Source organism: Streptomyces sp. NRRL S-350 (assembly GCF_000719705.1).
Classification (GTDB): Bacteria; Actinomycetota; Actinomycetes; order Streptomycetales; family Streptomycetaceae; genus Kitasatospora.
Window position 1 is genome coordinate 47508 of record NZ_JOHO01000008.1, and the last position, 25188, is coordinate 72695.

Below are 25188 nucleotides of genomic sequence, written 5' to 3' on the forward strand. Positions count from 1 at the left end.
CCTGGTCGGGGCTGCCGGCCTGCGAGGCGTGCAGTGCGTGCTGCGACGGGTTGTGGTCCGCCACAAGCCCATCCTGCCCCAGAATCGCCGTTACAACGCGGGAATGCACCCCCTCGGCGCGGCCCGCGGAACCGGCGCGTCCGCCCCGGACTGTGCCGGGGCACCGACCGGCGGGTAGCCTGCCCAAGGTCCGACCACGGGCGCCGGAGCGCCGGCAGTCCGGTCGAGCGGCGCGGTCGGTACCCGAGGCGGCCCCCGGTCGCGCAGAATGGACGAGGGACTACCGAGCCGCGACGGAATGGGCAACACGCCGTGGGCGACAGAAGAACTGGGAGAGAATCGACGCCGTGAGTGCTGCGATGCGAAGCCGTACCCCCGACCGGCTCTGTGCCGAGGCCGTCGAACTCGCCCGCCAGGCAGCCGTGGAGGCCGTCGGGGCGGAGGTCGTCGGCGGGCACCGAGGTGTCCAGGCGGACGCCGACCGCGTCGTCACCCACACCTTCGCGTGCCTGGACGCGGCCTACCGGGGCTGGCACTGGGCGGTCACCGTGGCCCGCGCCCCGCGCGCCAAGAACGTCACCCTGGACGAGGTCGTCCTGCTGCCCGGCCCCGACGCCGTCCTCGCCCCCGAGTGGGTGCCGTGGAGCGAGCGGCTGCGCCCCGGCGACATGGGCCCCGGCGACCTGCTGCCGACCGACGCCGACGACGTGCGCCTGGAGCCCGGCTGGACCGGCGAGGACGAGCCCGCGCCGAACTCCGCGATCGCCCTCGTCGACGACGAGGACCTGGTCGTCACCGACCCGCACGTCCAGCCCGCCCCGGCCCGCGCCAGGATCGACGCCGTCGCCGAGGAGCTCGGCCTCGGCCGCAGCCGGGTGCTCTCCCGGATCGGCCTGCACCTGGCCGCCGAGCGCTGGGAGAAGGCCCACGGCCCGCAGACCCCGATGGCGCAGGCCGCCCCGGCGTCGTGCGCGAGCTGCGGCTTCCTCGTCCCGATCGGCGGCTCGCTCGGCCAGGCCTTCGGCGTGTGCGGCAACGAGTTCGGGCCGGCCGACGGACAGATCGTCTCCTTCGCGTACGGCTGCGGCGGGCACTCCGAGGCTGCCGTCATCCCGGCTCCGCCCGCGCCGTCCGAGCTGATCCTGGACGAGCTGGTGGTCGAGCCCATGCAGCTCCACCCGGACCGCACCTCCGGCTCCGTCGAGCCGGACGCCCCCGCCGAGGAACTCGGCCACTCCTGACACCCTTGCCGCACGGCCCGCCCCGGTGACGAACCGGGGCGGGCCGTGCGGCGTTCGCGGGCCGGGCGGCGGGGCGGTCGTCGCCCGGCCCCGCGAGGCCGTGGTCGGGAGCAGTCGGTGGGGCAGGGAAGAATGCCCTACGACGTACAGGGCGGCGGAAGGCGGCAGGTCCAGTGGAACCTCGGATCATCGGCAGCAGCACGGACGAGCACTTCGCGGACCCCTTCGGGAGCGCCGCGCTGCGCCGGCGGGTGCTGGACGCCTGGGCCGCCTCGCCGGCCCGGTTCCGGGAGGACGCCAACGCCGAGGAGGAGCTGGCGCTCGGCGGCTACCGGGACCGGCTGGTGGTCGAGTTGGCGCAGAACGCGGCCGACGCGGCGGTCCGCGCCGGGCACGGCCCCGGCCGGCTGCGGCTGACCCTCGCCGACGGCGTGCTCGCCGCCGCCAACACCGGCGCCGCGCTGGACGCGACCGCCGTCGAGTCGCTGTCCACCCTGCGGGCCTCCTCCAAGCGCGGCGAGACGCCCGCCGTCGGCCGGTTCGGAGTCGGCTTCGCCGCCGTCCTCGCCGTCACCGACGAGCCCGCCGTGCTCAGCGCCGCCGGCGGCGTGCGCTGGTCGCTCGGCGAAGCCCGGGCGCTGGCCGAGTCGCAGCCCGCCCTGACCGACGAACTGCGCCGCCGGGACGGCCACGTGCCGCTGCTGCGGCTGCCGTTCGCCGCCGAGGGCCCCGCACCCGAGGGCTACGACACGGTGGTCGTGCTGCCGATGCGGGACGCCGCCGCCGAGGACCTGACCCGCCGTCTGCTGGCCGGGATCGACGACGCGCTGCTGCTCACCCTGCCCGGCCTCGCCGAGGTCGTGGTGGAGACCCCGGAGAGCACCCGGACGCTCACCCGGTCCGCCGCCGAGACCCGCCCGGACGGCGTCACCGAGGTCACCATCACCGACGACGCGGGCGGCCGGCTGCGGCAGACGCTCTGGCAGACCGCCGGCGCCTCCGGCCGCCTCGACGCCGAACTGCTCGCCGACCGGCCCACCGAGGAACGCGCCCGCCCGTACTGGACGGTGACCTGGGCCGTCCCGGTCGGCGGGGACGGCACCCCGCAGCAGCCCGCCATCGCCTCCGTGCTGCACGCGCCCACCCCCAGCGACGAACCGATCGGCCTGCCCGCCCTGCTGATCGCCTCGTACCCGCTGGACTCCACCCGCCGGCACGTCGCCCCCGGCCCGCTGGCCGACTTCCTCACCGAGCGCGCCGCCGACAGCTACGCCGACCTGCTGCGTGCCCGGGGCGCCGACCTCGGCTCGCTCGGCCTCGTCCCCGGGCCGCTCGGCCAGGGCGCCCTGGACAACGCGCTGCGCACGGCGGTGTTGTCCCGGCTGCCCGACACGCCGTTCCTGCCGCACCCCGCGCCCGTCGAGGAGGGCACGCCCGCGCTGCGGCCCCGGGACGCCACGCTGCTGGAGGGCGCGGACGGCTCCGTGGTCGACGCGCTCGCGCCGATCTTCCCCGGCCTGCTGCCGGCCGGCCTGGAGCGCCGCACCGAGCTGCGGGTCCTGAACGTGCGCCGGGTACCGCTGGCCGAGGTGGTCGACCAGCTCGGCGGCCTCGACCGCGAGCCCGCCTGGTGGCGCAACCTGTACGCCGCACTCGGCGGCGCCGACCCGGAAGCCCTCGGCGCGCTGCCCGTCCCGCTCGCCGACGGCCGGACGGTCACCGGACCCCGGCGCGTCCTGCTGCCCTCCGAGGACGCCGACTGGGCGGCCTTCCCCGGCTACCCCGAATCGCTGGCCGGCGCGCTCGCCGCGCTCGACCTGCGCCTCGCCCACCCGGAAGCCGCCCACCCGCTGCTCGCCAAGCTCGGCGCCGGCACCGCCACCCCCGCCGGAGTCCTGGACACCCCCGAGGTGCGGGCCGCCGTCGCCCGCTCCTACCAGGTGGCCGAGGACGACCTGGACGCGGCGCTCGAACTCGCCGACGCCGTCCTGGCGCTGGTGAAGGCCGCCGCCGCGGAACCGGGCGAACACCCGTGGCTGGCCCGGCTGGCCCTGCTCGACGACGAGGGCGAGCCGGCCCGCGCCGGCGAACTCGTCCTGCCCGGCAGCCCGTTCGCCGCCCTGGCGCGCGAGGAGGACGCCGGCTGGCTGGACGACGAACTGCTGGAGCGCTGGGGGTCCGAGGTGCTCGCGGCCGTCGGCGTGCTGGCGGACTTCGTGCTGGTGCGCGCCGAGGACGTCGTCCTCGACCCCGACGACCTGGAACGGCTCGACCCCACCGCCCCGGCCGACCGGGCCGCCGGCGGCCACCCCACCGGCCTGCTGGACGAGGCGCCGGACGGGCTCGCCGACTGGGCCGAGGACGCGCTGGAGGCCCTGCAGGCCGACGAGGCCCTCGGCGTCCCGCCGGTGGCCGCCGAACTGCTGGCCGTGCGCGACCTCGACCTCGTCGACGACGACGCCTGGCCCGAGGCCCTGGCCGCACTGGCCCGCCCGCCGTACCGGGACGCCGTGGTCGCCCCGGTGCGCACGCTCCTGCCGGACGGCTCGTACGCCGACCTGCCGCCGTACACCGCCTGGTGGCTGCGCGACCACCCGGTGCTGGACGGCCGCGAGCCCGCCGGGCTGCGCGCCGCCGGGGCCGACCCGCTGCTGCGCGGCCTCTACGACGAGGCGCGCACCACCCTGGACGAGCAGTTCCTGCACGCGCTCGGGGTGCGCACCACCCTGGCCGCACTGCTCGCCGAGCCGCACGGCCCGGACGAGGTGCTGGACCGGCTGACCGACCCGGCCGCCGAGATCGGCCACCGCCAACTGCACGGCATCCACAGCGCGTTGGCCCGGGTGGCACCCGACCGGATCGAACCGCTGGACGTGGTGCGGGCGCTGCCGCCGCTGGACCCGGCCACCGGTCGCCGACCGGCCCACACGGTGGTGGTGGACGCCACCGAGGCGGTCGTCGCCGACGCCCCCGACCTGGTCCAGCTGCTGCACCCGTACCCGCTGCTGCCGGTCGCCCCGGCGCTCGCGGCCGACCTCGCCGAGCGGCTGCACGTGTCGCTGGCCAGCGAGGTGGCCGGCGGCCGGGTGCTCTCCGAGGGCGCGCTGCACCGCGTGCCCGCCGTGGTGCGCGAGCTGCTGCCCGGCTGCCCCGTCGCGTACGAGGAGCACGAGGAACTGCTGGTCGTCGGGCCGGACGGCGGCGAGGCCGCGGTGGACTGGCGCTGGGACCCGGAGGCGGACGCCCCGGAGGCCCCGTACGATCCGGAGCTGGCCGAAGCCGAGGACGAGGACGACGAGTTCGAGGTGCCCCCGGTGCCCGGCCTGCTGCACGCGGCCACACCGGAGGGCCTCGCGGCCGGTCTCGCCTGGTCCGTCGGACAGTGGCACCGCCGCTTCGAGGTCCTGGCCGCGCTCAGCGAGCCGGACCGCGCGTACGAGCTGTCGGCGGCCCGGGACTTCGAGGGCTGAGCCGGCTCAGCGGCCCCGGGCCCGCAGGCGCCCGTAGACGGTGGCGGCGACGGTCAGCCAGACCGCGCCGAGCGTCACCAGCGCCGCGGCCCGCAGCGAGGGTGTCGGCCTGACCACCAGGCCGACACCCGCCATCGCCAGCGCGGTCAGCGCCACCGCCAGCAGTCCGCCGAGGAAGGCGATGAACGCCTCCAATTCCCCACCTCTGCGCGCCATTCGGCACCCCCTCCCGGGCCATCATCCGATGCGCGCGGGCGGCTTGTCACGCACCAAGGGCACGTGGCCCGGTCAGGTGACGCGGTCGGGCGGCCCCGGTCGGGTGGCCCGCTCACTCCAGGCCGCGGCGCTTCATGAAGCGCCAGACGATCTCCAGGGCGATGCCGCAGACCACGGCGATGGCGACACCCACCAGCGGGTCGCGGACGCCGGTCAGGGAGAGCTGGAAGAACTCCTTCAGCGGCGGCACCAGCAGGACCAGGGCGAACGCGCCGCACATGGCGCCGATCAGCAGCAGCCGCCACCACGTGTACGGGCGGGCGACGATGGCGAGGACCCAGATGGCGATCAGGAAGAGCGTCAGGGTGGCCACGCTGGTGTCGGCCTTGAGGTCGGTCGCGTGGTCGGCGCGGGCGAGCGCGTAGGCGACGAAGGTGCCCGTCCCGGCGATGACGCCACCCGGGACGGCCAGCCGCAGCACGCGCTTCACGAAGCCGGTCCGCGCCCGTTCGTTGTTGGGGGCGAGTGCGAGGAAGAAGGCCGGCACGCCGATGGTCAGCGAGGACAGCACGGTGGAGTGCCGGGGCAGGAACGGGTACGGCGAGTGGGTGAAGATCACCAGCAGCGCCAGCAGGACCGAGTAGACCGTCTTCACCAGGAACAGGGACGCGACCCGTTCGATGTTGCCGATCACCCGGCGGCCCTCGGCGACCACCGACGGCAGGGTGGCGAAGGAGTCGTCGAGCAGCACGATCTGGGCGACCGCCTTGGTGGCGTCCGAACCGGTGCCCATCGCCACGCCGATGTCGGCGTCCTTGAGGGCGAGCACGTCGTTGACGCCGTCGCCGGTCATCGCCACGGTGTGGCCGCGGGACTGCAGCGCGCCGACCAGCAGGCGCTTCTGCCGCGGGGTGACCCGGCCGAAGACACTCGTCCGGTCGGCGGTCTCGGCCAGCTCCTCGGGGCCGGTGGGCAGGGTCCGGGCGTCCAGCGGGTGGTCGGCACCGGGCAGGCCCAGGTGGGCGGCCACCGCGCCGACGGAGACCGCCGCGTCGCCGGAGATGACCTTGGCCCGGACCTGCTGGCCCTCGAAGTACCGCAGGGTGTCGGCGGCATCGCCGCGCAGCCGCTGCTGCAGCACCACCAGGGCGAGCGGGGTGAGGTCGGCCGCCGGGTCGGGGGAGTCCAACGGGACGGGCGTGCGGCCCAGCAGCAGCACCCGCAGGCCCCGGGCACCCAGTTCGTCCACCTCGGCCAGTGCCGGGTGCCCGGCGGGCAGCAGGACGTCGGGGGCGCCCAGCAGCCAGCTGGCCTCGCCGCCCTGCGGCTCCAGCAGTTGCACGCCGCTCCACTTGCGGGCGGAGGAGAAGGGCATCGCCTCGATCACCCGCCAGCCGTCGCGGCCCGCGGGCCCGCCGGGGCCGCCACCGGAACCGCCGTCGCCGGCGCCCTCTCCGGGGCCGCCGTCGCTGCCGCCCTCGCCGCGCCCGTACGCGTCGATGACCGCCTGCATGGACGGGTTGGGGCGGGCGTCGGCGCCGGCCATCACGGCGAGCGCGTGCTCGACGGTGTCCCGGTCGACGGCGGCGGGCTCCCCGTCCGACAGCACCCGCAGGTCGACCACGTCCATGCCGCCCTCGGTCAGCGTGCCGGTCTTGTCCAGGCAGACGGTGTCGACCCGGGCGAGGCCTTCGATCGCCGGGAGCTCCTGGACCAGGCACTGCCTGCGGCCGAGCCGGACCACCCCGATCGCGAAGGCCACCGAGGTCAGCAGCACCAGGCCCTCGGGAACCATCGGGACGATGCCGGCCACCATGCGCCGCACGGCCTCGCGCCAGTCCCGGTCCTCGACGGCCAGCTGGCTGATGATCAGGCCGACCGCGGTGGGGATCAGCAGGTAGGTGATGAACCGCAGGATGCTGTCGATGCCGGTGCGCAGCTCCGACTTCACCAGGGTGAACTTGCTGGCCTCCTCGGCGAGCTGCGCCGCGTAGGCCTGGCGGCCGACCTTGGTGGCGGTGAACGCGCCCGCGCCGGCCACCACGAAGCTGCCGGACATCACCTGGTCGCCCGGCTGCTTGAGGACGGGGTCGGGCTCGCCGGTGAGCAGGGACTCGTCGACCTCCAGGCCGTCGGCCTCGGTGACCTCGCCGTCCACGATCACCTTGTCGCCGATGCCGAGCAGCACGGTGTCGTCGAGGACGATCTCGGAGACGCCGATCTGCTGGACGGTGCCGTCCCGGCGGACCTGGGGGCGGGCCTCGCCGATCAGGGCCAGACTGTCCAGGGTCTTCTTGGCGCGCAGCTCCTGGATGATGCCGATCGCCGTGTTGGCGACGATGACCAGGCCGAACAGGCCGTCCTGGATCGGGCCGACGACCAGGATGATCCCGAACATCACGCCGATGATCGCGTTGAAGCGGGTGAAGACGTTGGCCCGGACGATCTCCCTGGTGGAGCGACTGGAGCGCACCGGGACGTCGTTGACCAGGCCCTTCGCGGCCCGCTCGGCCACTTCGGCGGCGGTCAGCCCACCGCGCCGACCGGGCAGCAGCCCGAGGGGGTGGGCCCCGTCCGGGTGGTCCCGGTCGGTCGGCCGCTCTTCCGCTGGCTGGGCAGGCTGCGTCATGGCACCGACTCTACGGGCGCCTTATGTCCGATGCGTGCCGCTAACGGACGGTTCAGTCCGACCGGGTGGCCGGGTCCTGGCCGCCGTCGTCCGCGGGGTGTTCGGCCGCCGCGGCGGCGCGGCTGCGGGCGATCGCGTCCCGCCGGGCCCGGCAGTACCAGAGGCCGATCAGGCCGAGCAGGCCGCCGGAGAGGCAGATCCAGGGCCAGGTGCCGTGGCCGTGCTCGGAGAGGGTGCCCTGGAAGGGCAGCAGGGCGAGGAAGGCCACGAACCACAGCACCGTGCCGCCGCCGACGATGGCGACGTCGTTGGCCTCCAGCGGAGGGGGCGAGGGGTGCAGTGGCGTCTTGGGCATGGGGCCTAGCGTACGGTGCGGCGGGCGCGCGGTCGTCGTCACGGCGGGCTGTCCTGGCGCCGTGCGCGGCCCCGCGGGGCGCGGTGGGGATCCGGCGGGCCCGGCGCATGCCCCCGTGGGCTCCGGAGAGGGCCCGGCGCGGTGCTCTACGCGCGAAGATAGCGCGGCTGGGACCGGGAAACCATACTTGAAGTTCTGCGCCCGGCCACCGTCGCCCCGGGCACTCCCCCCTCCTCAGCTCCCCCACAGAGGACGCACGCATGCCTGTGGTCCAGCCGACCACCGAGTCGCCCGAACCCGCCGACACCGCGCCCCAGCCCCCCACCGGCGCCGTCGACCGCTACTTCCGGATCAGCGAGCGCGGCTCCAGCCTCCCGCGCGAGATCCGCGGCGGAATCGCCACCTTCTTCACCATGGCGTACATCCTGGTGCTGAACCCGATCATCCTGGCGAGCGCCACGGACATGACCGGGGCCCACCTGGACAGCGCCCAGCTGGTCACCGCCACCGCCCTCACCGCCGGCCTCACCACCCTGCTGATGGGCGTGATCGGCAACGTCCCGATCGGCCTGGCGGCCGGCCTGGGCGTCAACACCATCGTGGCGCTGCAGCTCGCCCCCAGGATGACCTGGCCGGACGCCATGGGCATGGTCGTGCTGGCCGGTTTCGCGATCATGCTGCTGGTCGCCACCGGGCTGCGCGAGCGGGTCATGAACGCCGTCCCGCTGGGGCTGCGCAAGGCCATCGCGATCGGCATCGGCCTGTTCATCGCCCTGGTCGGCCTGGTCGACTCCGGCTTCGTCAGCCGCATCCCGGACGCCGCGCACACCACCGTCCCGCTGCAGCTCGGCGGCAACGGGCACCTGCTCGGCTTCCCCGTGCTGGTCTTCGTGGTCGGCCTGCTGCTCACCCTGATCCTGGTGATCCGCAAGGTGCCCGGCGCGATCCTGATCAGCATCGCGGTCTCCACCGCACTCGCCGTGGTGATCGACAAGCTGGTCGACATCCCGGCGCTCAAGTGGGGGCTGACCGTTCCGACCTGGCCGGGCAACCCGGTCGCCGCGCCGGACTTCGGGCTGGTCGGCAAGGTCAGCCTGTTCGGCGGCTTCGAGAAGGTCGGCGTGCTGACCGGCGTGCTGTTCGTCTTCACCGTGCTGATGTCGTGCTTCTTCGACGCGATGGGCACCATCCTCGGCGTGGCCGACGAGGCCCACCTGCTGGACGGGAAGGGCGACCTGCCCGGCATCAACAAGATCCTGATGGTCGACGGCATCGCCACCGCGGCCGGCGGCGCCACCTCCGCCTCCGCCAACACCTGCTTCGTCGAGTCGACCGCGGGCGTCGGCGAGGGCGCCCGGACGGGCTTCGCCTCGATCGTCACCGGCCTGCTCTTCGTGGTGGCGCTCTTCCTGACCCCGCTCGCCACCATGGTCCCCGCCCAGGCCGCCACCCCGGCCCTGGTCACGGTCGGCTTCCTGATCCTGGCCAACTCGGTCAAGGAGATCGACTGGGCCGACTACACGATCGCGATCCCGGCCTTCCTGACCATGGTGATGATGCCGTTCACCTACAGCATCACCAACGGCATCGGCTTCGGCTTCATCGCCTTCTGCGTCCTGCGCCTGGCCGTCGGCCGCGGGCGCAGCGTGCCGGCCCCGCTGTACGTGGTGGCGGCGGTGTTCGCCTTCTACTACCTGATGCCGGCCTTCGGCCTGCTCTGACCCCGTACGGTCCGTACGGTCCGTACGGCCCGTACGGACCGAGCGGCCCCCCACGGCCCGACCGGACCACGGCCCCGACCGGCCCCGCACCCACCCGGGTGCGGGGCCGCGGCGCTTTCCGGCCGGTCAGTGGGCGCAGAACTCGTTCCCCTCCGGATCCCGCATGACGGTCCACTCGCCGCCCGGCTCCTCGACGTGCCGCACGACGGTGGCACCGAGGGCTTCGAGCCGGGCGACGATGGCCCCGCGCTCGCCGGGCGCGGCGTGGACGTCGAGGTGCAGACGGTTCTTGCCCTGCTTGGGCTCGGGGACGGCCTGGAAGAGGATGCGGCGGCCGAGGCCGGTGTCCGAGGCGGGGTCGAACGGGTCCTCGGGGTGGCGGACGGCGGCCAGGGTGCGCCAGGCGGGGCGGCCGTCCACCTCGGTGACGGCGTCCGGGCCGATCGCGCCGGCGTCGAGCAGGCGTCCGATCAGCGGGCCGTGGTCCTCCGGCGCGTAGTCCAGCGCGGCGGCCCAGAAGGCGGCCTGGCGGTGCGGGTCGGCGCAGTCGATGACGAGCTTCCAGTGCAGTGGCATGCAACCGTTCATAGCGGTTGCGCCGCCGGCCGGGCAGCGACCGCGCCGGGAATGTCAAAAAGGCGCCTGTGTAGGCCAGTTGGCTGGGGGAATACTGGCTGGACGGAGAAGGGGGAGGGGACTCGGTCGATGGTGCAACAGGATCCGCCCGGGGGAGTCGAGGCGCAGCTGCTGCCGGAGCTGTTCCGGACGGCGGACAAGGCCTCGCTGGACGGCCAGCGCGAGACGCTGCGCTGGTACCGCGGCCTCATCGCGATGCTGGTGGTCGCCGCGCTGATCGGGTCGTTCCCGGGCCCGGAGCACGACGGCGACTTCGACCCCTGGCCGCTGTTCTCGGTGGCCGCCTTCCTGGTGGCCGGCTACTTCTGGTCGCGGCTGCGCCGCAGCAACCCGCAGGGCCGCTGGTACGAGGCCCGGGCGGCGGCCGAGTCGGTCAAGACGCTGGCCTGGAAGTACACCGTGCGGGCCCGGCCGTTCGACGGCGAGGCGCAGTCCGAGGACGTGGACCGCGGCTACCTGCTGCAGGTCGAGGACGTGCTGCGGGCCTTCGAGGACCCGGAGATCGTGCCGCCCGACACCGTCGCCGAGATCACCCCGGAGATGCGGCGGCTGCGCGCCGAGAGCCTGACCGCCCGGCGCACCCTCTACCTGCGCACCCGGGTCGAGGGCCAGCGCACCTGGTACCGCTCCCGGGCCGAGTCCTGCGACTCGCAGGCCGTCTCCTGGGGGCTCGGCATCGCGGCGCTGATCATCATCGGCGCGGCGGCGGCCGTCGCCCAGGCCACCGGCGCGCTGCAGGTGCACGTCTTCGGCGCCAGCTCGGCCGCGGCCGCGTCGATCATCGCCTGGACGCAGCTCAAGCAGCTCCGCCCGCTGGCCACCGCCTACCAGCTGGCCGCGCGTGAGCTGGAGAACGTCGGCAACCAGCTCTCGGACCTGGACCTCAAGGCGCCGGACGCCGAGGCCCGCTGGGCCCGGCTGGCCGCCGAGGCGGAGGACGCCGTCTCCCGGGAGCACACCACCTGGCGGGCCCGGCGGGCGTTCCCGCGCTAGGGCAACTCTGGAAAACGGCTGGGGAGATCGGGCGAAGGAGCACCACACCGGGCGCACAGGTGTGCGGGGTGCGTGAGGGTCGGGCGCCGAGGTGCGAACCGTAATCGTTACGTGTCCATGTCGTGGTTTCATCGCCTCCGCGCGACCCCTGTAACGCCGGAGGCCCCCCTTGCGCATTCTCCTGATCGCCAGCGCTTTCAACAGCCTGACCCAGCGCGTCCACACCGAGCTGCGCGAGCGCGGCCACCAGGTCGCCGTGCAGCTCGCCCTCGGCGACGACCAGATGCGGGCGGCGGTGGAGCGCACCGATCCCGAGCTGATCGTCTGCCCGATGCTCACCAAGGCCGTGCCGCAGGACATCTGGTCCACCCGGACGGTCCTGATCGTGCACCCCGGTCCCAAGGGCGACCGCGGCCCCTCCTCGCTCGACTGGGCGATCACCGAGGGGGCGCAGCGGTGGGGCGTCACCGTGCTGCAGGCCGTCGAGGAGATGGACGCCGGCGACATCTGGGCGTCCGTCGAGTTCACCGTCCCCGCCTGCGGCAAGAGCGAGCTCTACCGGGGCGAGGTCGCCGACGCCGCCACCGAGGCCGTCCTGCTGGCCGTCCAGCGCTACGAGGGCGGCCTGTTCACCCCCGAACCGCTGGACTACGACCGGCCCGACGTCCACGGAGAGCTGCGGCCCTTCCTGCGCCAGGAGGTGCGCCGGATCGACTGGGAGCGGGACGACACCGCCACCGTGCTGCGCAAGCTGCGCGCCGCCGACTCCCAGCCCGGCGTGCTGGACGAGCTGTACGGGCGGGAGTTCTTCCTGCACGGCGGCCACCCCGAGGACGAACTGCGCGGCCCGGTGCCCGGCGCCGTGCTGGCCACCCGGGACGGCGCGATCTGCCGGGCCACGGTGGACGGCGCGGTGTGGATACCCCAGCTGCGCCCGCGCCGCACGCCCGGCGGCCCGGCCACCTTCAAGCTGCCGGCCGCGACGGTGCTCGCCGGCGAACTGCACCGGGTGCGCGAGGTGCCGGTGAGCCCGGAGTCGGCCGGCCGCCGCGACACCTGGTCGGAGCTGCGCTACCGCGAGGAGGGCGAGGTCGGCTACCTCGAGTTCGCCTACCCGGGCGGGGCGATGAGCACCGACCAGTGCCGCCGGCTGCTCGCCGCCTACCGCGAGGCGGCCGACCGGCCCACCTCGGTGCTGGTGCTCGGTGCGCCGCGCGACTTCTACTCCAACGGGATCCAGCTCAACGTCATCGAGGGCGCGGCCTTCCCGGCGCTGGAGTCCTGGGAGAACATCAACGCGATGGACGACTTCGTCGAGGCCGTCCTGACCACCACGGACAAGGTCACCGTCGCGGCCCTCGCCGGGAACGCGGCGGCCGGCGGCCTGATGATGGCGCTCGCCGCGGACGAGGTGTGGTGCCGCGACTCGGCGGTGCTCAACCCGCACTACCGCCTGATGGGCCTGTACGGCTCCGAGTACTGGACGTACACCCTGCCGCGCCGGGTCGGTGCGCAGTGGGCGGAGCGGCTCACCACCGAGGCGCTGCCGGTCGGCGCCGAGCAGGCCCGCAGGATCGGCCTGGTCGACCGTACGGCCGGCGGCGACGCGGTGGCGTTCCGCCGCTGGGTGGCCCGGGAGGCGGCCCGGATCGCCGCCTCGACGGAGCTCACCGGGCGGCTGGTGGACAAGAAGCGCCGCCGGGCCGCCGACGAGGAGGCGAAGCCGCTGGCCGAGTACCGGGCGGAGGAGCTGCGGCGGATGCACGCCAACTTCTACCGGGCGGGGGAGCCGTACCACGCGCTGCGGCGGGACTTCGTCCACAAGGTCTGCCCGGTGGCCACCCCGGAGCACCTGACCGGGCTGCTCGGGCGCCCCGAGTAGCGGCCGGAGACGGCGCGACGCCCGGCCGGGGCGGGGGCCCGGCCGGGCGTCGGCGTTCCGTCGTCGGGCCTCAGTGCCGGGCGCCGGCCCCGGCCGGCCGCTTCCGCCGCTGCTGCGGGGGGACGCGGGGGGCCCGCGGGGGCAGCGGGGCGGCCGGCCCGGCCAGCAGGGGCTGCGAGTCGGGGCGGCTCGGGGAGACGGCGAAGGCCAGTGAGCCGAAGAAGACGTAGCAGCCGAGGCCGACCCCGAGCGGGAAGATGAACTGCAGGGCCATCACGCCGCCCTCGGTGCTGCGCGAGAGGTCCACCTGGACCGACAGCGCCGCCATGCCCGTGTAGTGCATGGCGCAGACTGCCACGCCCATCACCGGCGCCGCCGCGAGCACGGCGACCGTGCCGCGGATATTCAGCGCGGCCCAGAGCGCGGCCGTCGCCGCGACCACCGCGATGACGAGCGAGAGCACCACCGTGAGGCGGTCGAAGCCCAGCCGGCCGGGCAGGACCATCGCGGCCATGCCCAGGTAGTGCATCGCGGCGACGCCGAGTCCGGTGGTCAGCCCGCCGACCAGGAGCGCCAGGGCGGGGCGGCGGCGCCAGTACCCGACGGTGAAGAGCCCGACGCCGACCATGGCGACGGCGACCAGCAGGCTGAGCACCGTCAGCCCGGGCCGGTAGCTGATCTCGACGCCGGTCACGGAGAAGCCGAGCATCGCGATGAAGTGCATGGACCAGATGCCGGCGCCGAGCGAGGTCGACGCGAAGAGCAGCCAGGCAACCCGGGTGCGGCCCTTGGAGACGAGTGCCCAGCGGGCGCTGCGCAGGGCGACGAAGGAGCCGACGCAGGCGACGAAGTACGAGATCGCAGGTGTCAACCAGCCGTGGTCGGCATGGTGGATCGCACCCAATTGAGCTCCCTGGACGAGGGGTTGAGGGCGTCAGGACTCGGGCGGACGTGGCCGGCGGAAGAGCCGGGGGCGGGCGCGCGGCAGTGGGCGCGGCAGCGGGGGGAGAGTTCCGCCGAAGGTGAGACCTGACGTGTGATGCCCCTGACAACGGGGGACAGTAGCCACTGTCCGGCGGTCGCACAATGTTCGTGGTTTTCGTGAAATCCCAGGTCAGGGGGGGCCTTTACCGGGCCTACATGATCTTGGCACGAAGTCCTGACATCGCCTGCGCATGCTCCTGACGTCGCTTGCGCCCCCATTTGTGCCTTACTCCAACGGGGCCAGCCCGAACGGGTGGCCGGCTGGGTCGATCAGCACCCTGAGCGTGCGGCCGTGCTGGTAGGCGGGTTCGGTCGCGCCGAGCGCGAGGGCCCGCGCGGTGGACTCGTCCAGGTCGTCCACGTAGAAGTCGAGGTGGAAGTGCTTGCTGCCGTCCGGCTCCGTCCACGGCTCCGGCCGGTACCCGTTCACCCGGCCGAAGCCCAGCGGGCTGCCGCCCTCCGGGTTGTCGAGGATCGCGAAGTTCTCGTCGACGTGGCGGGTCTCCCAGCCCAGCAGCGCGCCGTAGAACGAGGCCAGCGCGACCGGGTCGGCGCAGTCGATGGTGACCATGGCGAGCCGGGCGAAGCCGGTGTCGCCCGGAGCGTTCCGGGCTCCCGGTGCACCCGGTGTGCCCTGGGTGCCCTGCTCGGCCGATGCGGACGGCGTGGCCTGCGAGGACGGCGCGGACTGCTCGGAGACGAGGTCGGACATGGCTGGTCGGCCCTTCTGGGAGTCGAGACCTGAGGCCCATGACCAATATGGCACCGGGCCGGTGCTCCGGCACGGTGGGGATCTCGTTTTCCTTAGCGAGAGTAATGACGTAAGCTAAAGAGATGCCCGAGATGTCCGAGCAGGACCTCGCAGCGATCAGTCAGCTGCGGTCGTCCACGATGCGCCTCTCCCGACGACTCAAACACCAGCGGGTGGAGGAGTCACTGAGTCCCACCGAGATGGGAGTACTGGGCACCCTCGCCCGGTGCGGAAAGGCGACGCCGGGTGAGCTCGCCCGGAAGGAGCACGTGCAGCCGCCTTCGATGACCAGGATCGTCGCGATGCTGGAGGAGAAGGGGCTGGTGCGGCGCGAGCCGCACCCCGAGGACCGCCGCCAGGTGGTCGTCAGCAGCACCGAGCAGGCCGAGACGATCCTCGCGGAGAGTCGTCGGCGCCGAAACGTCTGGCTCGCCGAGCTCGCCCAAGGGCTCGACGAGGAGGAATGGGCCGTCCTCCGGGAGGCCGCGCCCGTGCTCTACAAGCTCGCACACCTCTAGGCACGCCGACCCCGGCCCCGCCGGCCGGGAGAACAAGGAGCCCCCATCACCGCAGGACCGACCACCGACACCAGGAGCGCGACGGCCACCGCCATGGCCGTCGCGCCGCGAGGGGAGAACACCGTGACACCGCCGGTCGCAGCCAGCGCCGCCGCCATCCGTACCGACGAACCGACCACCGACCCCGCCGCGGCGACCGCCGCGGCCGCCGACGCCCAGGCACCCGCCCCCGCGGGGCAGCCCGGCAACGGCGACGACGACCCCGACGAACGCACCGCGGCGGACCCCGCCGCTCAGCGCCGAACCCCTTCGGCCGCATCTCCCACAGGAGCCGAGTTCACCCGGCCCGGGGGGATGTTCTCCTCCCTCCGCGTTCGCAACTACCGCTACTACTTCGCCGGCCAGGTGGTGTCCAACACCGGCACCTGGATGCAGCGCATCGCCCAGGACTGGCTGGTGCTGAGCCTCACCGGCAGCCCGCTCGCGGTCGGCATCACCACCGCCATGCAGTTCCTGCCGATGCTGCTGCTCGGGCTCTTCGGAGGCGTCCTCGCCGACCGGATGCCCAAGCGCAGGCTGCTGATCTACACCCAGGGCGCGATGGGCCTGCTCGCCGCGGGCCTCGCCGTACTGACCGTCGGCGGCGTCGTGACGCCGTACTACGTGTACGCCTTCGCGCTGCTGCTCGGCCTGGTCACCGTCGTGGACAACCCGACCCGGCAGGCCTTCGTCTCCGAGATGGTCGGGCCCGAGGACCTGGCCAACGCGGTCAGCCTGAACGCCGCCAACTTCCAGACCGCCCGACTGGTCGGCCCCGCCGTCGCGGGCCTGCTGATCGCCGCCGTCGGCAGCGGCTGGGCCTTCGCCGTCAACGCGCTGTCCTTCGCCGCCGTGATCGGCGGACTGCTGGCGATGCGGGAGGGCGAACTGCGCCCGACCGCGCGGATCGCCCGGGACAAGGGCCAGCTGCGGGAGGGCCTGCGCTACGTCAAGGAGCGGCCCGAACTGCTCTGGCCGATGGTGCTGGCCGGATTCATCGGGACCTTCGGGTTCAACTTCCCGACGCTGCTCTCCGGCTTCGCGTACGACACCTTCAAGGTGGGCGCCGGCCAGTACGGCCTGCTGAACACCGCGATGGCGGTCGGCTCGCTGGCCGGCGCGCTGCTCGCCGCCCGCCGGGGCGCGCCGAGGCTGCGCCGCCTGGTCGGCGCGGCACTGGCCTTCGGCACGCTGGAGGTCGTCGCGGCGTTCTCGCCCGACTACTGGACCTTCGCACTGCTGCTGATGCTCATCGGAGTGTTCGGCCTGAGCTTCAACACCTCGGTCAACTCCATGCTGCAGCTCGCCACCGACCCCGAGATGCGCGGCCGGGTGATGGGCCTGCTCGTCCTGGTCTTCACCGGCGGCACGCCGATCGGCGCCCCGATCGTCGGCTGGGTGACCGCCTCGTACGGGCCCCGGCTCGGCCTGCTGGCCTGCGGACTGGTGTCCGCGCTGGCGGCGGCCACGGTCGGCCTGGTGCTGGCCCGCAGTGCCGACCTGCGGGTGCGCTTCGACCTGCACCCGGGCCGCGGTGGCCGGGTGGTGGCCGTCGTGCCGCGGACCGGCCCGGCGCGCAAGTCCGAGCTGGCCGCCGCCTGCTGACGGTACGTCAGGCACCCCCCGAGGCCGCCTCGGGGGGTTCGTGGCGTCAGAGCCGGATGGCGAGGACCTGGCCGGGCCAGACACCGGTCGGCTGCTCGACCTCGAAGCCCTCCGTCTCGGTGAAGCCGAGCGCCCGGTACTGCGCGACCAGCCTGCGGTCGTCCCCCGCGTAGCAGTCCACCCGCAGCAGGCCGATGCCGCGCCGGCGGGCCTCCTCGACCGCGTCGGCGATCAGCGCGGCGCCGATGCCCGTACCCTTGCGGGCCCGGTCGGTGACCAGGTTGCGGACGTACAGCTCGCGCTCGGCCACGGCGGGGATGTGCCTGCCGCGCTCCTCGGACAGCACGCAGGCGCCGACCGTACGGCCCTCGTCGTCCACGGCGAGGCGCATCAGGAACGGCTCGCGGCCGTACCTCTCGACGTACTCGACCCGGGCCGGCGCGGTGCTGAACGGCTGGTCCCCCCACTGGCCGGTACGGCCCCGGGCGGCCAGCCAGGCCACGGCGCCGTCGAGCAGGGCGAGGAGGTCGGGGACGTCCTCGGGGCCTCCGGTGCGGATCTTCATGCCGCTGGAATCGATCACGAAACCGTTCTATCCCGAACCGGGGCGCCCCGGGAAGGCCGGGGAGGAAGGTGCGCGCGGGATTCGGGGCGGCCCGGGAGGACGTGCCCGCGCCCGCACCGGCGGCAAGAATGGCCGCATGAGGCTCTTCGTGGCGGTGCTCCCGCCGGTCCCGGCGCTGCAGGGGCTCGCCGACGCGGTCGCCCCCCTCCGGGCCCTGCCCGGTGCGGACCGGCTGCGCTGGACCGCGGCGGAGGGCTGGCACCTGACCCTGGCCTTCCTCGGTGAGGTGCCGGCCGAACGGCTGCCCGAGCTGGAGGCGGGCCTGGCCGCCGTCGCCGAGGTCCATCCCGTGCACCGGCTGCGGATCGCGGGCCCCGGGCGGTTCGGCGACCGGGTGCTCTGGATCGGCGTCGAAGGCCAGACCTGGGCGCTGCGCCGGCTCGCCGAGGCCGTCACCGAGGCCACCGCCGGGGTGACCGCGGAGACGGCGGACGCCTTCGCCTTCCACCCCCACCTCACCCTCGCCCGGGCCGGCTCCTCGCGCGGCCGCCGGCGGGCCGTCCAGCGGGTCGCCGCGGCCGAGCTGGACGGCCTCGCGGCGGCGTTGGCCGACTACCGGGGGCCGGAGTGGGCGGCCGCCGAACTGCACCTGATGCGGAGCGACCCGGCCGGCGGTCTCGCGCACTACGAGTCGCTGCGCTCCTGGGCGCTCGCGGACTGGGGCTAGCGGACTGGACCGGCGGACTGGGGTCGGCGGGTCGGGCGGGCCGACCGTGGGGCGGAGCAGCGGTGGGCGGACCGGCGGGCCGGGCCCGGCGGGACCTCCGATCCGTCCGGGCGTGAGGCGGAGGTACGCTCGTTGACCGTGGACCCCAAGACTCGAATGCGCATCGTCTCCGGCACCCTGGTGCTGCTGCTGGTCGTCGTGCTGATCAGCTCACTGGTCGGCCGGTAGGCAGGAAACGGCGCGAGGGCCACCACCCGGGCGGGTGGTGGCCCTCACGCATGCCTCGGCGCGTGCCTCGGGGCGCCTCAGGAGGTGCTCAGAGCTGCTCGACCACGTAGTCGATGCAGTGGGTGAGCGCCTCGACGTCCGCCGGGTCGATCGCCGGGAACATCGCGATGCGCAGCTGGTTGCGGCCCAGCTTGCGGTACGGCTCGGTGTCCACGATGCCGTTGGCGCGCAGGGCCTTGGCGACCGCGGCCGCGTCCACCGACTCGTCGAAGTCGATGGTGCCGACGACCTGGGAGCGCTCGGCCGGGTTCGCCACGAACGGGGTGGCGAAGGAGGACTTCTCGGCCCAGGAGTACAGCCGGGACGAGGAGTCGGCGGTCCGGGCGACGGCCCAGTCCAGCCCGCCGTTGCCGTTCAGCCACTCCAGCTGGTCGGCCAGCAGGAAGAGGGTGGCGATCGACGGGGTGTTGTACGTCTGGTCCTTCGACGAGTTGTCGATGGCCGTCGGCAGGTCGAAGAACGGCGGGACGTAGCGGCCGGAGCCGGCGATCTCGGCGGCGCGCTCCAGGGCGGCCGGGGAGAACGCGGCCAGCCACAGGCCGCCCTCGGAGGCGAAGGACTTCTGCGGGGCGAAGTAGTAGACGTCCGTCTCGGTGATGTCCACCGGCAGGCCGCCGGCGCCCGAGGTGGCGTCCACCAGGACCAGCGAGCCCTCGTCCGCGCCCGCCGGGCGCCTGATCGGCATCGCGACGCCGGTCGAGGTCTCGTTGTGGGTGAGCCCGTACACGTCCACGCCGGCCTCGGCGACCGGCAGCGGGTGGGTGCCCGGGGCGGTCTTGATGACCGTCGGCTCGGCGAGCCACGGCGCGGCCTTGACCGAGGAGGCGAACTTCGAGGAGAACTCGCCGAAGTCCAGGTGCTGGGACTTCTCCCGCACGAGGCCGAAGGCGGCGATGTCCCAGAAGGCGGTCGAGCCGCCGTTGCCGAGGACGACCCGGTAGTCCTCGGGCAGCGAGAAGAGGCTGCTCACGCCCTCGCGCACGCGCTTGACCAGGTTCTTGACCGGGGCCTGGCGGTGTGAGGTGCCGAGCAGGGAGGTCTGGGTGGCGGCGAGGGCACTCAGGGCCTCGGGGCGCACCTTGGACGGTCCGCAGCCGAAACGGCCGTCTGCGGGCTTGATGTCAGCGGGGATCTGGATCTGAGCCACGCGCGCAGCCTACCGGCCGGGGACCGGGCCGGGGTACGGTCGTCCGCCCGCTGAGACTGTGATCTTCGCTGCTCAGAGACGCCGAAAGCGGGCCCGGCCGAGGCCGGACCCGCTGCTCAGGGCCACTGTTCGGACTGCCGTCCGATGCCGTCAGCGGACGATGGCGTCCCAGCCCTCGATCTCCTCGGGACGGCGCGGGCCGGGGCCGATGTAGCGCGCGGAGGGGCGCACGAGCCGACCCGTGCGCTTCTGCTCCAGGATGTGCGCCGACCAGCCGGCGGTGCGGGCACAGGTGAACATCGAGGTGAACATGTGCGCCGGCACCTCGGCGAAGTCCAGCATGATGGCGGCCCAGAACTCGACGTTCGTGGCCAGCACGCGGTCGGGGCGGCGGTTGTGCAGCTCCTCCAGCGCGGCCTTCTCCAGCGCCTCCGCGACCTCGAAGCGCGGCGCGCCGAGCTCCTTGGCGGTGCGGCGCAGCACGCGGGCGCGCGGGTCCTCGGCGCGGTAGACGCGGTGGCCGAAGCCCATCAGGCGCTCGCCCTTGTCCAGCGCGTTCTTGACCCACGCGGTGGCGTCGCCGGTGCGCTCGATCTCCTCGATCATGCCGAGCACGCGCGAGGGGGCACCGCCGTGCAGCGGGCCGGACATCGCGCCGACCGCTCCGGACAGCGCGGCCGCGACGTCGGCGCCGGTGGAGGCGATCACCCGGGCGGTGAAGGTGGAGGCGTTCATGCCGTGCTCGGCGGCCGACGTCCAGTAGGCGTCGACGGCCTTGACGTGCTTCGGGTCCGGCTCGCCCCGCCAGCGGATCATGAACCGCTCGACGACCGTCTCGGCCTTGTCGATCTCGCTCTGCGGAACCATCGGCAGGCCCTGGCCGCGGGCGGACTGGGCGACGTAGGACAGCGCCATCACGGCGGCACGGGCGAGGTCGTCGCGGGCCTGCTCGGCGGAGATGTCCAGCAGCGGCTTGAGGCCCCAGACCGGGGCGAGCATGGCGAGCGCGGACTGCACGTCGACCCGGATGTCGCCGGAGTGCACCGGGATCGGGAACGGCTCGGCGGCCGGCAGGCCCGGGTTGAACTTGCCGTCCACGAGCAGGCCCCACACGTGGCCGAAGGAGACCTTGCCGACCAGGTCGTCGATGTCGACACCGCGGTACCGCAGGGCGCCGCCTTCCCGGTCGGGCTCGGCGATCTCGCTCTCGAACGCGACGACTCCCTCAAGCCCGGGTACGAAATCGGACATGCGACGGCTCCTTCAGTTCTTGGATCGGCGTTCCGCCGTGGTGGGGCGGGCACGCCAGTGACCGAATCGTGGTTGGCACTCGGTGCCAGAGTGACAGGCACGGGGTGCATTGCGCCATACACCACCGTGGTGATGTTTGCCTCCGGGCCCGCTTGAACTTCTCCGTCGAGGCCCGGTCGAGGCCTGCTCGGGGGTTCCGTCTGGGTCCTGCCGGGGTCCTGCCGAGGTCCCGTCGAGGCCCGGTAGGGCCCGGCCGGCGCCCCGAACCGAGCCCCCGGTTCCGGACAATTCCCCGCGCTACGGACGGCCAAGCGGTGGCGAGTCACCTTATCTCCCACCGGGGTTTGTCCGGAGGTAGCGGTACCGGTTGCTTGTCGTACGGGATGATGTCGGCGTGCAGATCCCGGAACGCGCCCAGTCGACGACCCCGAGCCCCGCCCTCCGGCCCCCCTCCGGTGAGGCCCGCCCCGGCCCGGACCTCACCGTCATGCGCGAGCACTACATCCACGAGGGCCTGGTCGAGGAACACCTCGCGCCCGAGCCGGCCGCCCAGTTCACCCGCTGGTTCCACGAAGCGCAGGACGCCGGGGTGGTCGAACCCAACGCGATGGTGCTCTCCACCGCCGACGCCGAGGGACGGCCCAGCTCGCGCACCGTCCTGCTCAAGGGCCACGACGTGCGCGGCTACGTGTTCTTCACCAACTACGGCTCCCGCAAGGGCTCCGAGATCGCCGCCAACCCCCACGCCGCCCTGCTGTTCCCGTGGATCACGCTGGCCCGCCAGGTGATCGTCCAGGGCCGGGTGGAGAAGATCGGCCGGGACGAGACCGCCGCCTACTTCCGCACCCGCCCGCACGGCTCCCAACTGGGCGCCTGGGCCAGCGAGCAGTCCAGCCCCGTCAGCAGCCGCGACGTGCTCGAACAGCGCTACGCCGAACTGGAGCGCCGCTACCCGGAGGGCGAGGGCGTGCCCGTCCCGCCGTTCTGGGGCGGGTACCGGGTGGTCCCCGAGAGCGTCGAGTTCTGGCAGGGCCGGGAGAACCGCCTCCACGACCGGCTGCGCTACCTCGCCGACCCGACGGCCCCGACGGGGTGGCGGGTGGAGCGGCTCTGCCCGTGAGGGCCCGCACGGCTCAGGTCTCCCAACTCGTCGGCCCGGTCGGCCCGGTCGGTCCCGTCGCCAGGCCGGAGGGCCGGAGTCGACGGCGCGGGATCGACGGGCCGGGCGGTCGAGCCGCCGCTCCCGGCCCGGAGCGGTGAGCGGTCACCTTCGCCGGGGTGTCGCCGGTGTGATCCGTACCGCCCGTCGCCGAGGGGGCTTGTGCGCCGGTCAGGTGCCCATGCGCGACCGCTGAACGGGTGAACTTTCGGCGAGACTCCGCAGCACGCGGGGGTTGGTGGGCAGTAAGGGCCGTGTAGGGGTGCACCGCGGTTGCACCCGCGCAGTACCCTTGCGACCAAGCCGGGGTATATACCCGGCCCTGCTTCTCTCTAACCCCCATCGTGGAAGAGAATCGAACATGACTCCCGCACTGGACACCATGCCGCGCACGGAACTGACGGGCCCTCAGGAAATTCGGGGGGGTGATCGGCCGTCGCTCGCCGATCTCGCCCAGCTCGGCGCGGAGGAACTCTCCGCGAGGATCCGGCGAGCCTTGCCGGACACCGGTGCGGGTGCGGTGCCGGTCGCGGCGTTCAACTCCTCCATCTGATCGGCCGACTCGCCGTCGGCTCTGGCTGAATCCGATCGACCATGACGCCAACTCCGCTGCCTTTCACGCAATTCGTGGTGAAAGTCCACAGCAGGTGTGATCTCGCCTGTGATCACTGCTACGTGTACGAGCACGCCGACACCAGTTGGCGGCGACGCCCCAAGGTCATCGGTGACGAAGTGCTGGAGGCCGCCGCCGAACGCATCGGCGAGCACGCGGCCGCCCACCGGCTGCCCGCCGTCCGGGTCGTCCTGCACGGGGGAGAACCCCTGCTCGCCGGCCCGGACCGTCTGCGCCGCGCCGCCGAGTCGCTCCGGGCGGCGCTCCCGTCCGGCTGTGCGCTCGACCTGCGCATCCACACCAACGGTGTGCTGCTGAGCCGCGCCTTCTGCGCGCTGTTCGCCGAGTTGGACCTCAAGGTCGGCATCTCGCTGGACGGGGACAAGGCCGCCAACGACCGGCACCGGCGCTTCGCCGACGGGCGCAGCAGCCACCCCCAGGTCCTGCGGGCCGTCGCGCTGCTGAACGAGCCCGAGTACCGGCACCTCTTCGCCGGACTGCTCTGCACCATGGACGTCGAGAACGACCCGGTGGCCGTCTACCGGGCGCTGGCCGAACTCCGGCCGCCCGCCGTCGACTTCCTGCTCCCGCACGCCACCTGGGACGAGCGGCCCAAACGCCCCGCCGAGCTGGGCGCCACCCCGTACGCGGACTGGCTGCTGACCGTCCACGGGCTGTGGGAGGCCGACGGGCGGCCGTTCGCCGCACGGACCTTCGAGTCCGTGCACCGGACCCTGCGCGGGTTCTCCAGCCTCACCGAGTCCCTCGGGCTGGAGCCGTCGGACCTGGCGGTCCTGGAGACGGACGGCACCTTCGAGCAGGCCGACAGCCTCAAGACCGCGTACGACGGCGCGCCGGCCACGGGGATGAACGTTTTCGCGCACAGCCTCGACGACCTCGCCCGCCACCCCGGCATCGCCGCCCGACAGTCCGGTCTGGCCGGGCTGAGCGAGGCCTGCCGCGCCTGCTCCGTGGTCTGCTCCTGCGGGGGCGGACTGTACGCCCACCGCTACCGGAGCGACGATGGAGGAGGCAGCTTCGACCATCCCTCCGTCTACTGCGGTGATCTCATGACACTCATCAACGGCCTTGCCGGCGCCGGTGGTTCTGCCGCCGTGCCGACGCAGGGCGGCGAGCAGCTGCCCGACGGCGCACTGCTGCCCGGCGCGCTCACGCCCGCCCAGCTCGACGAGCTCGCCCACGGGTACGGCAGCGCGGACACCGTCGCCACGCTCGGCCGCTCCCAACTCGCCCTCACCCGGGCGATGCTGGCCGCCGCCTGGGACGCCTCGGGGCAGGGGCGGCCCGAGGCGTGGGCCCTGCTGTCGGCACTCGACCTCGCCGCCCCCGCCGCCGTGGACACCGTCCTCGCCCACCCGTACGCCCGCGCCTGGGCGGCGCGGCGGCTCGCCGGCGACCTGTCCGTCGGGCTCGGCCCGCTCGCCGCCCTGGCCGCGGCCGCAGCGGTGCGGGCCGGGCGCGGGGACGCGGTGGCGGTGCCCGTGCGGGGCGGTTGGCTGCACCTGCCGACGCTCGGGCGAATCGCCGTACCCGACGGGGAAGCAGTGGTCACCGGGCGGGCGGGCGGCTTCGAGGTACGGGCCTCCGACGGCTCGGTGCGCACGGTCCTGGACGAGCCGCTGCGGCGGGTCCGACTGGCCGGCGGCTGGACCGTCGCCCTGGAGGACACCGACCCGCTGCGCGACTGCCACGACCACCCCGTCGCGGACCGGCTGACGGACGGCGAACTGCTCGACTGGACGGGCGCCTTGCGCGAGGCCTGGGAACTGCTCGGGCGGGACCTGCCCGAGTACGCGGAAGGCATCCGGACCGGACTGGCGACGGTCACCCCGCTGCGGCCGGGCCCGACAGGCCGGGACGTCAGCTCGGCGGCCCGGCAGGCGTACGGCGCGGTCGGCATCGCCCGGCCGGCCACCGCGCCGACGCTCGCCCTGCTGCTCGCGCACGAGTTCCAGCACGTCAAACTCGGCGCGGTGCTGGACCTGACGGACCTGTACGACCGCACCGACTCCGCGCTGTACTTCGCCCCCTGGCGGCCCGACCCCCGGCCGATCGAAGGACTGCTCCAAGGCACCTACGCCCACCTGGCCGTCACCGAGTACTGGGGCACCCGCACCCTGGCGTACGACGGGCTGGCCGGCGAAGCCGCCGACCGGGCGCGCGCCCAGCTCGCGCTCTGGCGGCGGTACACCGCCGACGCCGTGGACCGGCTCGTCGAGTCCGGGGCGTTGACGGCGCTCGGTGTGCGCTTCGCGGACGGCATGCGGGAGAGCGTCACCCCGTGGCTCTCCGTGCGGCTGCCCGCAGCAGCGGAGCGGGCCGCCGACCGGGCCCGCCAGGAACGCGGGCAACTGCGCCTCACCGAAGCCTGATCCAG

20 protein-coding genes are annotated in these 25188 nt (G+C 73.9%); 11 read left to right on the forward strand and 9 right to left on the reverse strand.

Going from position 1 to position 25188, the window contains the following annotated elements:
• Positions 1-359: 359 nt before the first annotated feature.
• Together IF30_RS0110300 and IF30_RS0110305 are read left to right on the forward strand one after the other, a co-directional pair.
• On the forward strand, positions 360-1241 hold the full coding sequence (locus tag IF30_RS0110300; RefSeq protein WP_030235170.1) for a DUF3027 domain-containing protein: 882 nt from the start codon (positions 360-362) through the stop codon (positions 1239-1241).
• Positions 1242-1414: 173 nt separating this feature from the next.
• Positions 1415-4711 carry a sacsin N-terminal ATP-binding-like domain-containing protein gene (locus tag IF30_RS0110305; protein ID WP_063752564.1) on the forward strand — a complete coding sequence of 1099 codons (3297 nt, stop codon included), beginning with the start codon at positions 1415-1417 and terminating at the stop codon, positions 4709-4711.
• A 6-nt stretch (positions 4712-4717) separates the two neighbouring features.
• Here the strand turns inward: IF30_RS0110305 and IF30_RS0110310 are convergent, their stop codons facing one another.
• The 3 genes from IF30_RS0110310 to IF30_RS0110320 form a co-directional block, all read right to left on the reverse strand.
• Positions 4718-4927: a hypothetical protein gene (locus IF30_RS0110310; protein ID WP_158834917.1), complete on the reverse strand. Its 210-nt coding sequence runs from the start codon at positions 4925-4927 to the stop codon at positions 4718-4720.
• A gap of 112 nt (positions 4928-5039) precedes the next feature.
• On the reverse strand, positions 5040-7556 hold the full coding sequence (locus IF30_RS0110315; RefSeq protein ID WP_037899563.1) for an HAD-IC family P-type ATPase: 2517 nt from the start codon (positions 7554-7556) through the stop codon (positions 5040-5042).
• Positions 7557-7608: 52 nt separating this feature from the next.
• Complete coding sequence (locus tag IF30_RS0110320; protein WP_030235181.1) at positions 7609-7911, reverse strand: DUF2530 domain-containing protein; 303 nt, start codon at positions 7909-7911, stop codon at positions 7609-7611.
• Between the two features lie 260 nt (positions 7912-8171).
• On the opposite strand from IF30_RS0110320, the gene IF30_RS0110325 reads away from it, so the two are divergent.
• On the forward strand, positions 8172-9632 hold the full coding sequence (locus IF30_RS0110325; protein ID WP_030235183.1) for an NCS2 family permease: 1461 nt from the start codon (positions 8172-8174) through the stop codon (positions 9630-9632).
• 126 nt (positions 9633-9758) lie between these two features.
• Here IF30_RS0110325 and IF30_RS0110330 read toward each other — a convergent pair whose 3' ends face one another.
• The gene (locus tag IF30_RS0110330) at positions 9759-10208 is read right to left on the reverse strand and encodes a VOC family protein (protein ID WP_030235186.1); all 450 of its coding nucleotides are present in this window, start codon (positions 10206-10208) and stop codon (positions 9759-9761) included.
• Positions 10209-10337: 129 nt separating this feature from the next.
• Between IF30_RS0110330 and IF30_RS0110335 the strand changes: the two genes are divergently transcribed.
• Both IF30_RS0110335 and IF30_RS0110340 read left to right on the forward strand, forming a co-directional pair.
• Complete coding sequence (locus tag IF30_RS0110335) at positions 10338-11261, forward strand: DUF4231 domain-containing protein (protein WP_030235190.1); 924 nt, start codon at positions 10338-10340, stop codon at positions 11259-11261.
• A 169-nt stretch (positions 11262-11430) separates the two neighbouring features.
• Positions 11431-13143, forward strand: a complete 1713-nt coding sequence (locus IF30_RS0110340) for a hydrogenase maturation protein (RefSeq protein WP_030235192.1) — start codon at positions 11431-11433, stop codon at positions 13141-13143.
• 70 nt (positions 13144-13213) lie between these two features.
• On the opposite strand, the gene IF30_RS0110345 is transcribed toward IF30_RS0110340, so the two are convergent.
• Positions 13214-14047 (reverse strand): MHYT domain-containing protein, encoded by an 834-nt coding sequence (locus IF30_RS0110345; RefSeq protein ID WP_051709722.1) that lies wholly within the window; start codon positions 14045-14047, stop codon positions 13214-13216.
• 306 nt (positions 14048-14353) lie between these two features.
• The gene (locus IF30_RS0110350) at positions 14354-14839 is read right to left on the reverse strand and encodes a VOC family protein (RefSeq protein WP_234322659.1); all 486 of its coding nucleotides are present in this window, start codon (positions 14837-14839) and stop codon (positions 14354-14356) included.
• Positions 14840-14961: 122 nt separating this feature from the next.
• Between IF30_RS0110350 and IF30_RS0110355 the strand changes: the two genes are divergently transcribed.
• Positions 14962-15396 carry a MarR family winged helix-turn-helix transcriptional regulator gene (locus IF30_RS0110355; RefSeq protein ID WP_030235202.1) on the forward strand — a complete coding sequence of 145 codons (435 nt, stop codon included), beginning with the start codon at positions 14962-14964 and terminating at the stop codon, positions 15394-15396.
• A gap of 93 nt (positions 15397-15489) precedes the next feature.
• Positions 15490-17040, forward strand: a complete 1551-nt coding sequence (locus IF30_RS0110360; RefSeq protein ID WP_051709725.1) for an MFS transporter — start codon at positions 15490-15492, stop codon at positions 17038-17040.
• A 46-nt stretch (positions 17041-17086) separates the two neighbouring features.
• On the opposite strand, the gene IF30_RS0110365 is transcribed toward IF30_RS0110360, so the two are convergent.
• Positions 17087-17605: a GNAT family N-acetyltransferase gene (locus IF30_RS0110365; protein ID WP_030235208.1), complete on the reverse strand. Its 519-nt coding sequence runs from the start codon at positions 17603-17605 to the stop codon at positions 17087-17089.
• Between the two features lie 136 nt (positions 17606-17741).
• Between IF30_RS0110365 and thpR the strand changes: the two genes are divergently transcribed.
• Positions 17742-18332 (forward strand): RNA 2',3'-cyclic phosphodiesterase, encoded by a 591-nt coding sequence (thpR, locus tag IF30_RS0110370; protein ID WP_030235211.1) that lies wholly within the window; start codon positions 17742-17744, stop codon positions 18330-18332.
• Positions 18333-18648: 316 nt separating this feature from the next.
• Here thpR and serC read toward each other — a convergent pair whose 3' ends face one another.
• On the reverse strand, positions 18649-19767 hold the full coding sequence (gene serC / locus IF30_RS0110380; protein WP_030235214.1) for a phosphoserine transaminase: 1119 nt from the start codon (positions 19765-19767) through the stop codon (positions 18649-18651).
• 150 nt (positions 19768-19917) lie between these two features.
• Positions 19918-21018 (reverse strand): citrate synthase 2, encoded by a 1101-nt coding sequence (locus IF30_RS0110385; RefSeq protein WP_030235217.1) that lies wholly within the window; start codon positions 21016-21018, stop codon positions 19918-19920.
• Positions 21019-21505: 487 nt separating this feature from the next.
• On the opposite strand from IF30_RS0110385, the gene pdxH reads away from it, so the two are divergent.
• The 3 genes from pdxH to IF30_RS0110400 all read left to right on the forward strand — a co-directional run bounded on the left by pdxH (position 21506) and on the right by IF30_RS0110400 (position 25183).
• Positions 21506-22138 (forward strand): pyridoxamine 5'-phosphate oxidase, encoded by a 633-nt coding sequence (gene pdxH, locus IF30_RS0110390; RefSeq protein WP_030235219.1) that lies wholly within the window; start codon positions 21506-21508, stop codon positions 22136-22138.
• Between the two features lie 400 nt (positions 22139-22538).
• On the forward strand, positions 22539-22730 hold the full coding sequence (fxsA, locus tag IF30_RS0110395; RefSeq protein WP_030235222.1) for an FxSxx-COOH cyclophane-containing RiPP peptide: 192 nt from the start codon (positions 22539-22541) through the stop codon (positions 22728-22730).
• 41 nt (positions 22731-22771) lie between these two features.
• Positions 22772-25183, forward strand: coding sequence for an FxsB family cyclophane-forming radical SAM/SPASM peptide maturase (locus IF30_RS0110400; protein ID WP_037899568.1), 2412 nt, complete (start codon positions 22772-22774; stop codon positions 25181-25183).
• The last annotated feature ends 5 nt before the right edge of the window (positions 25184-25188 follow it).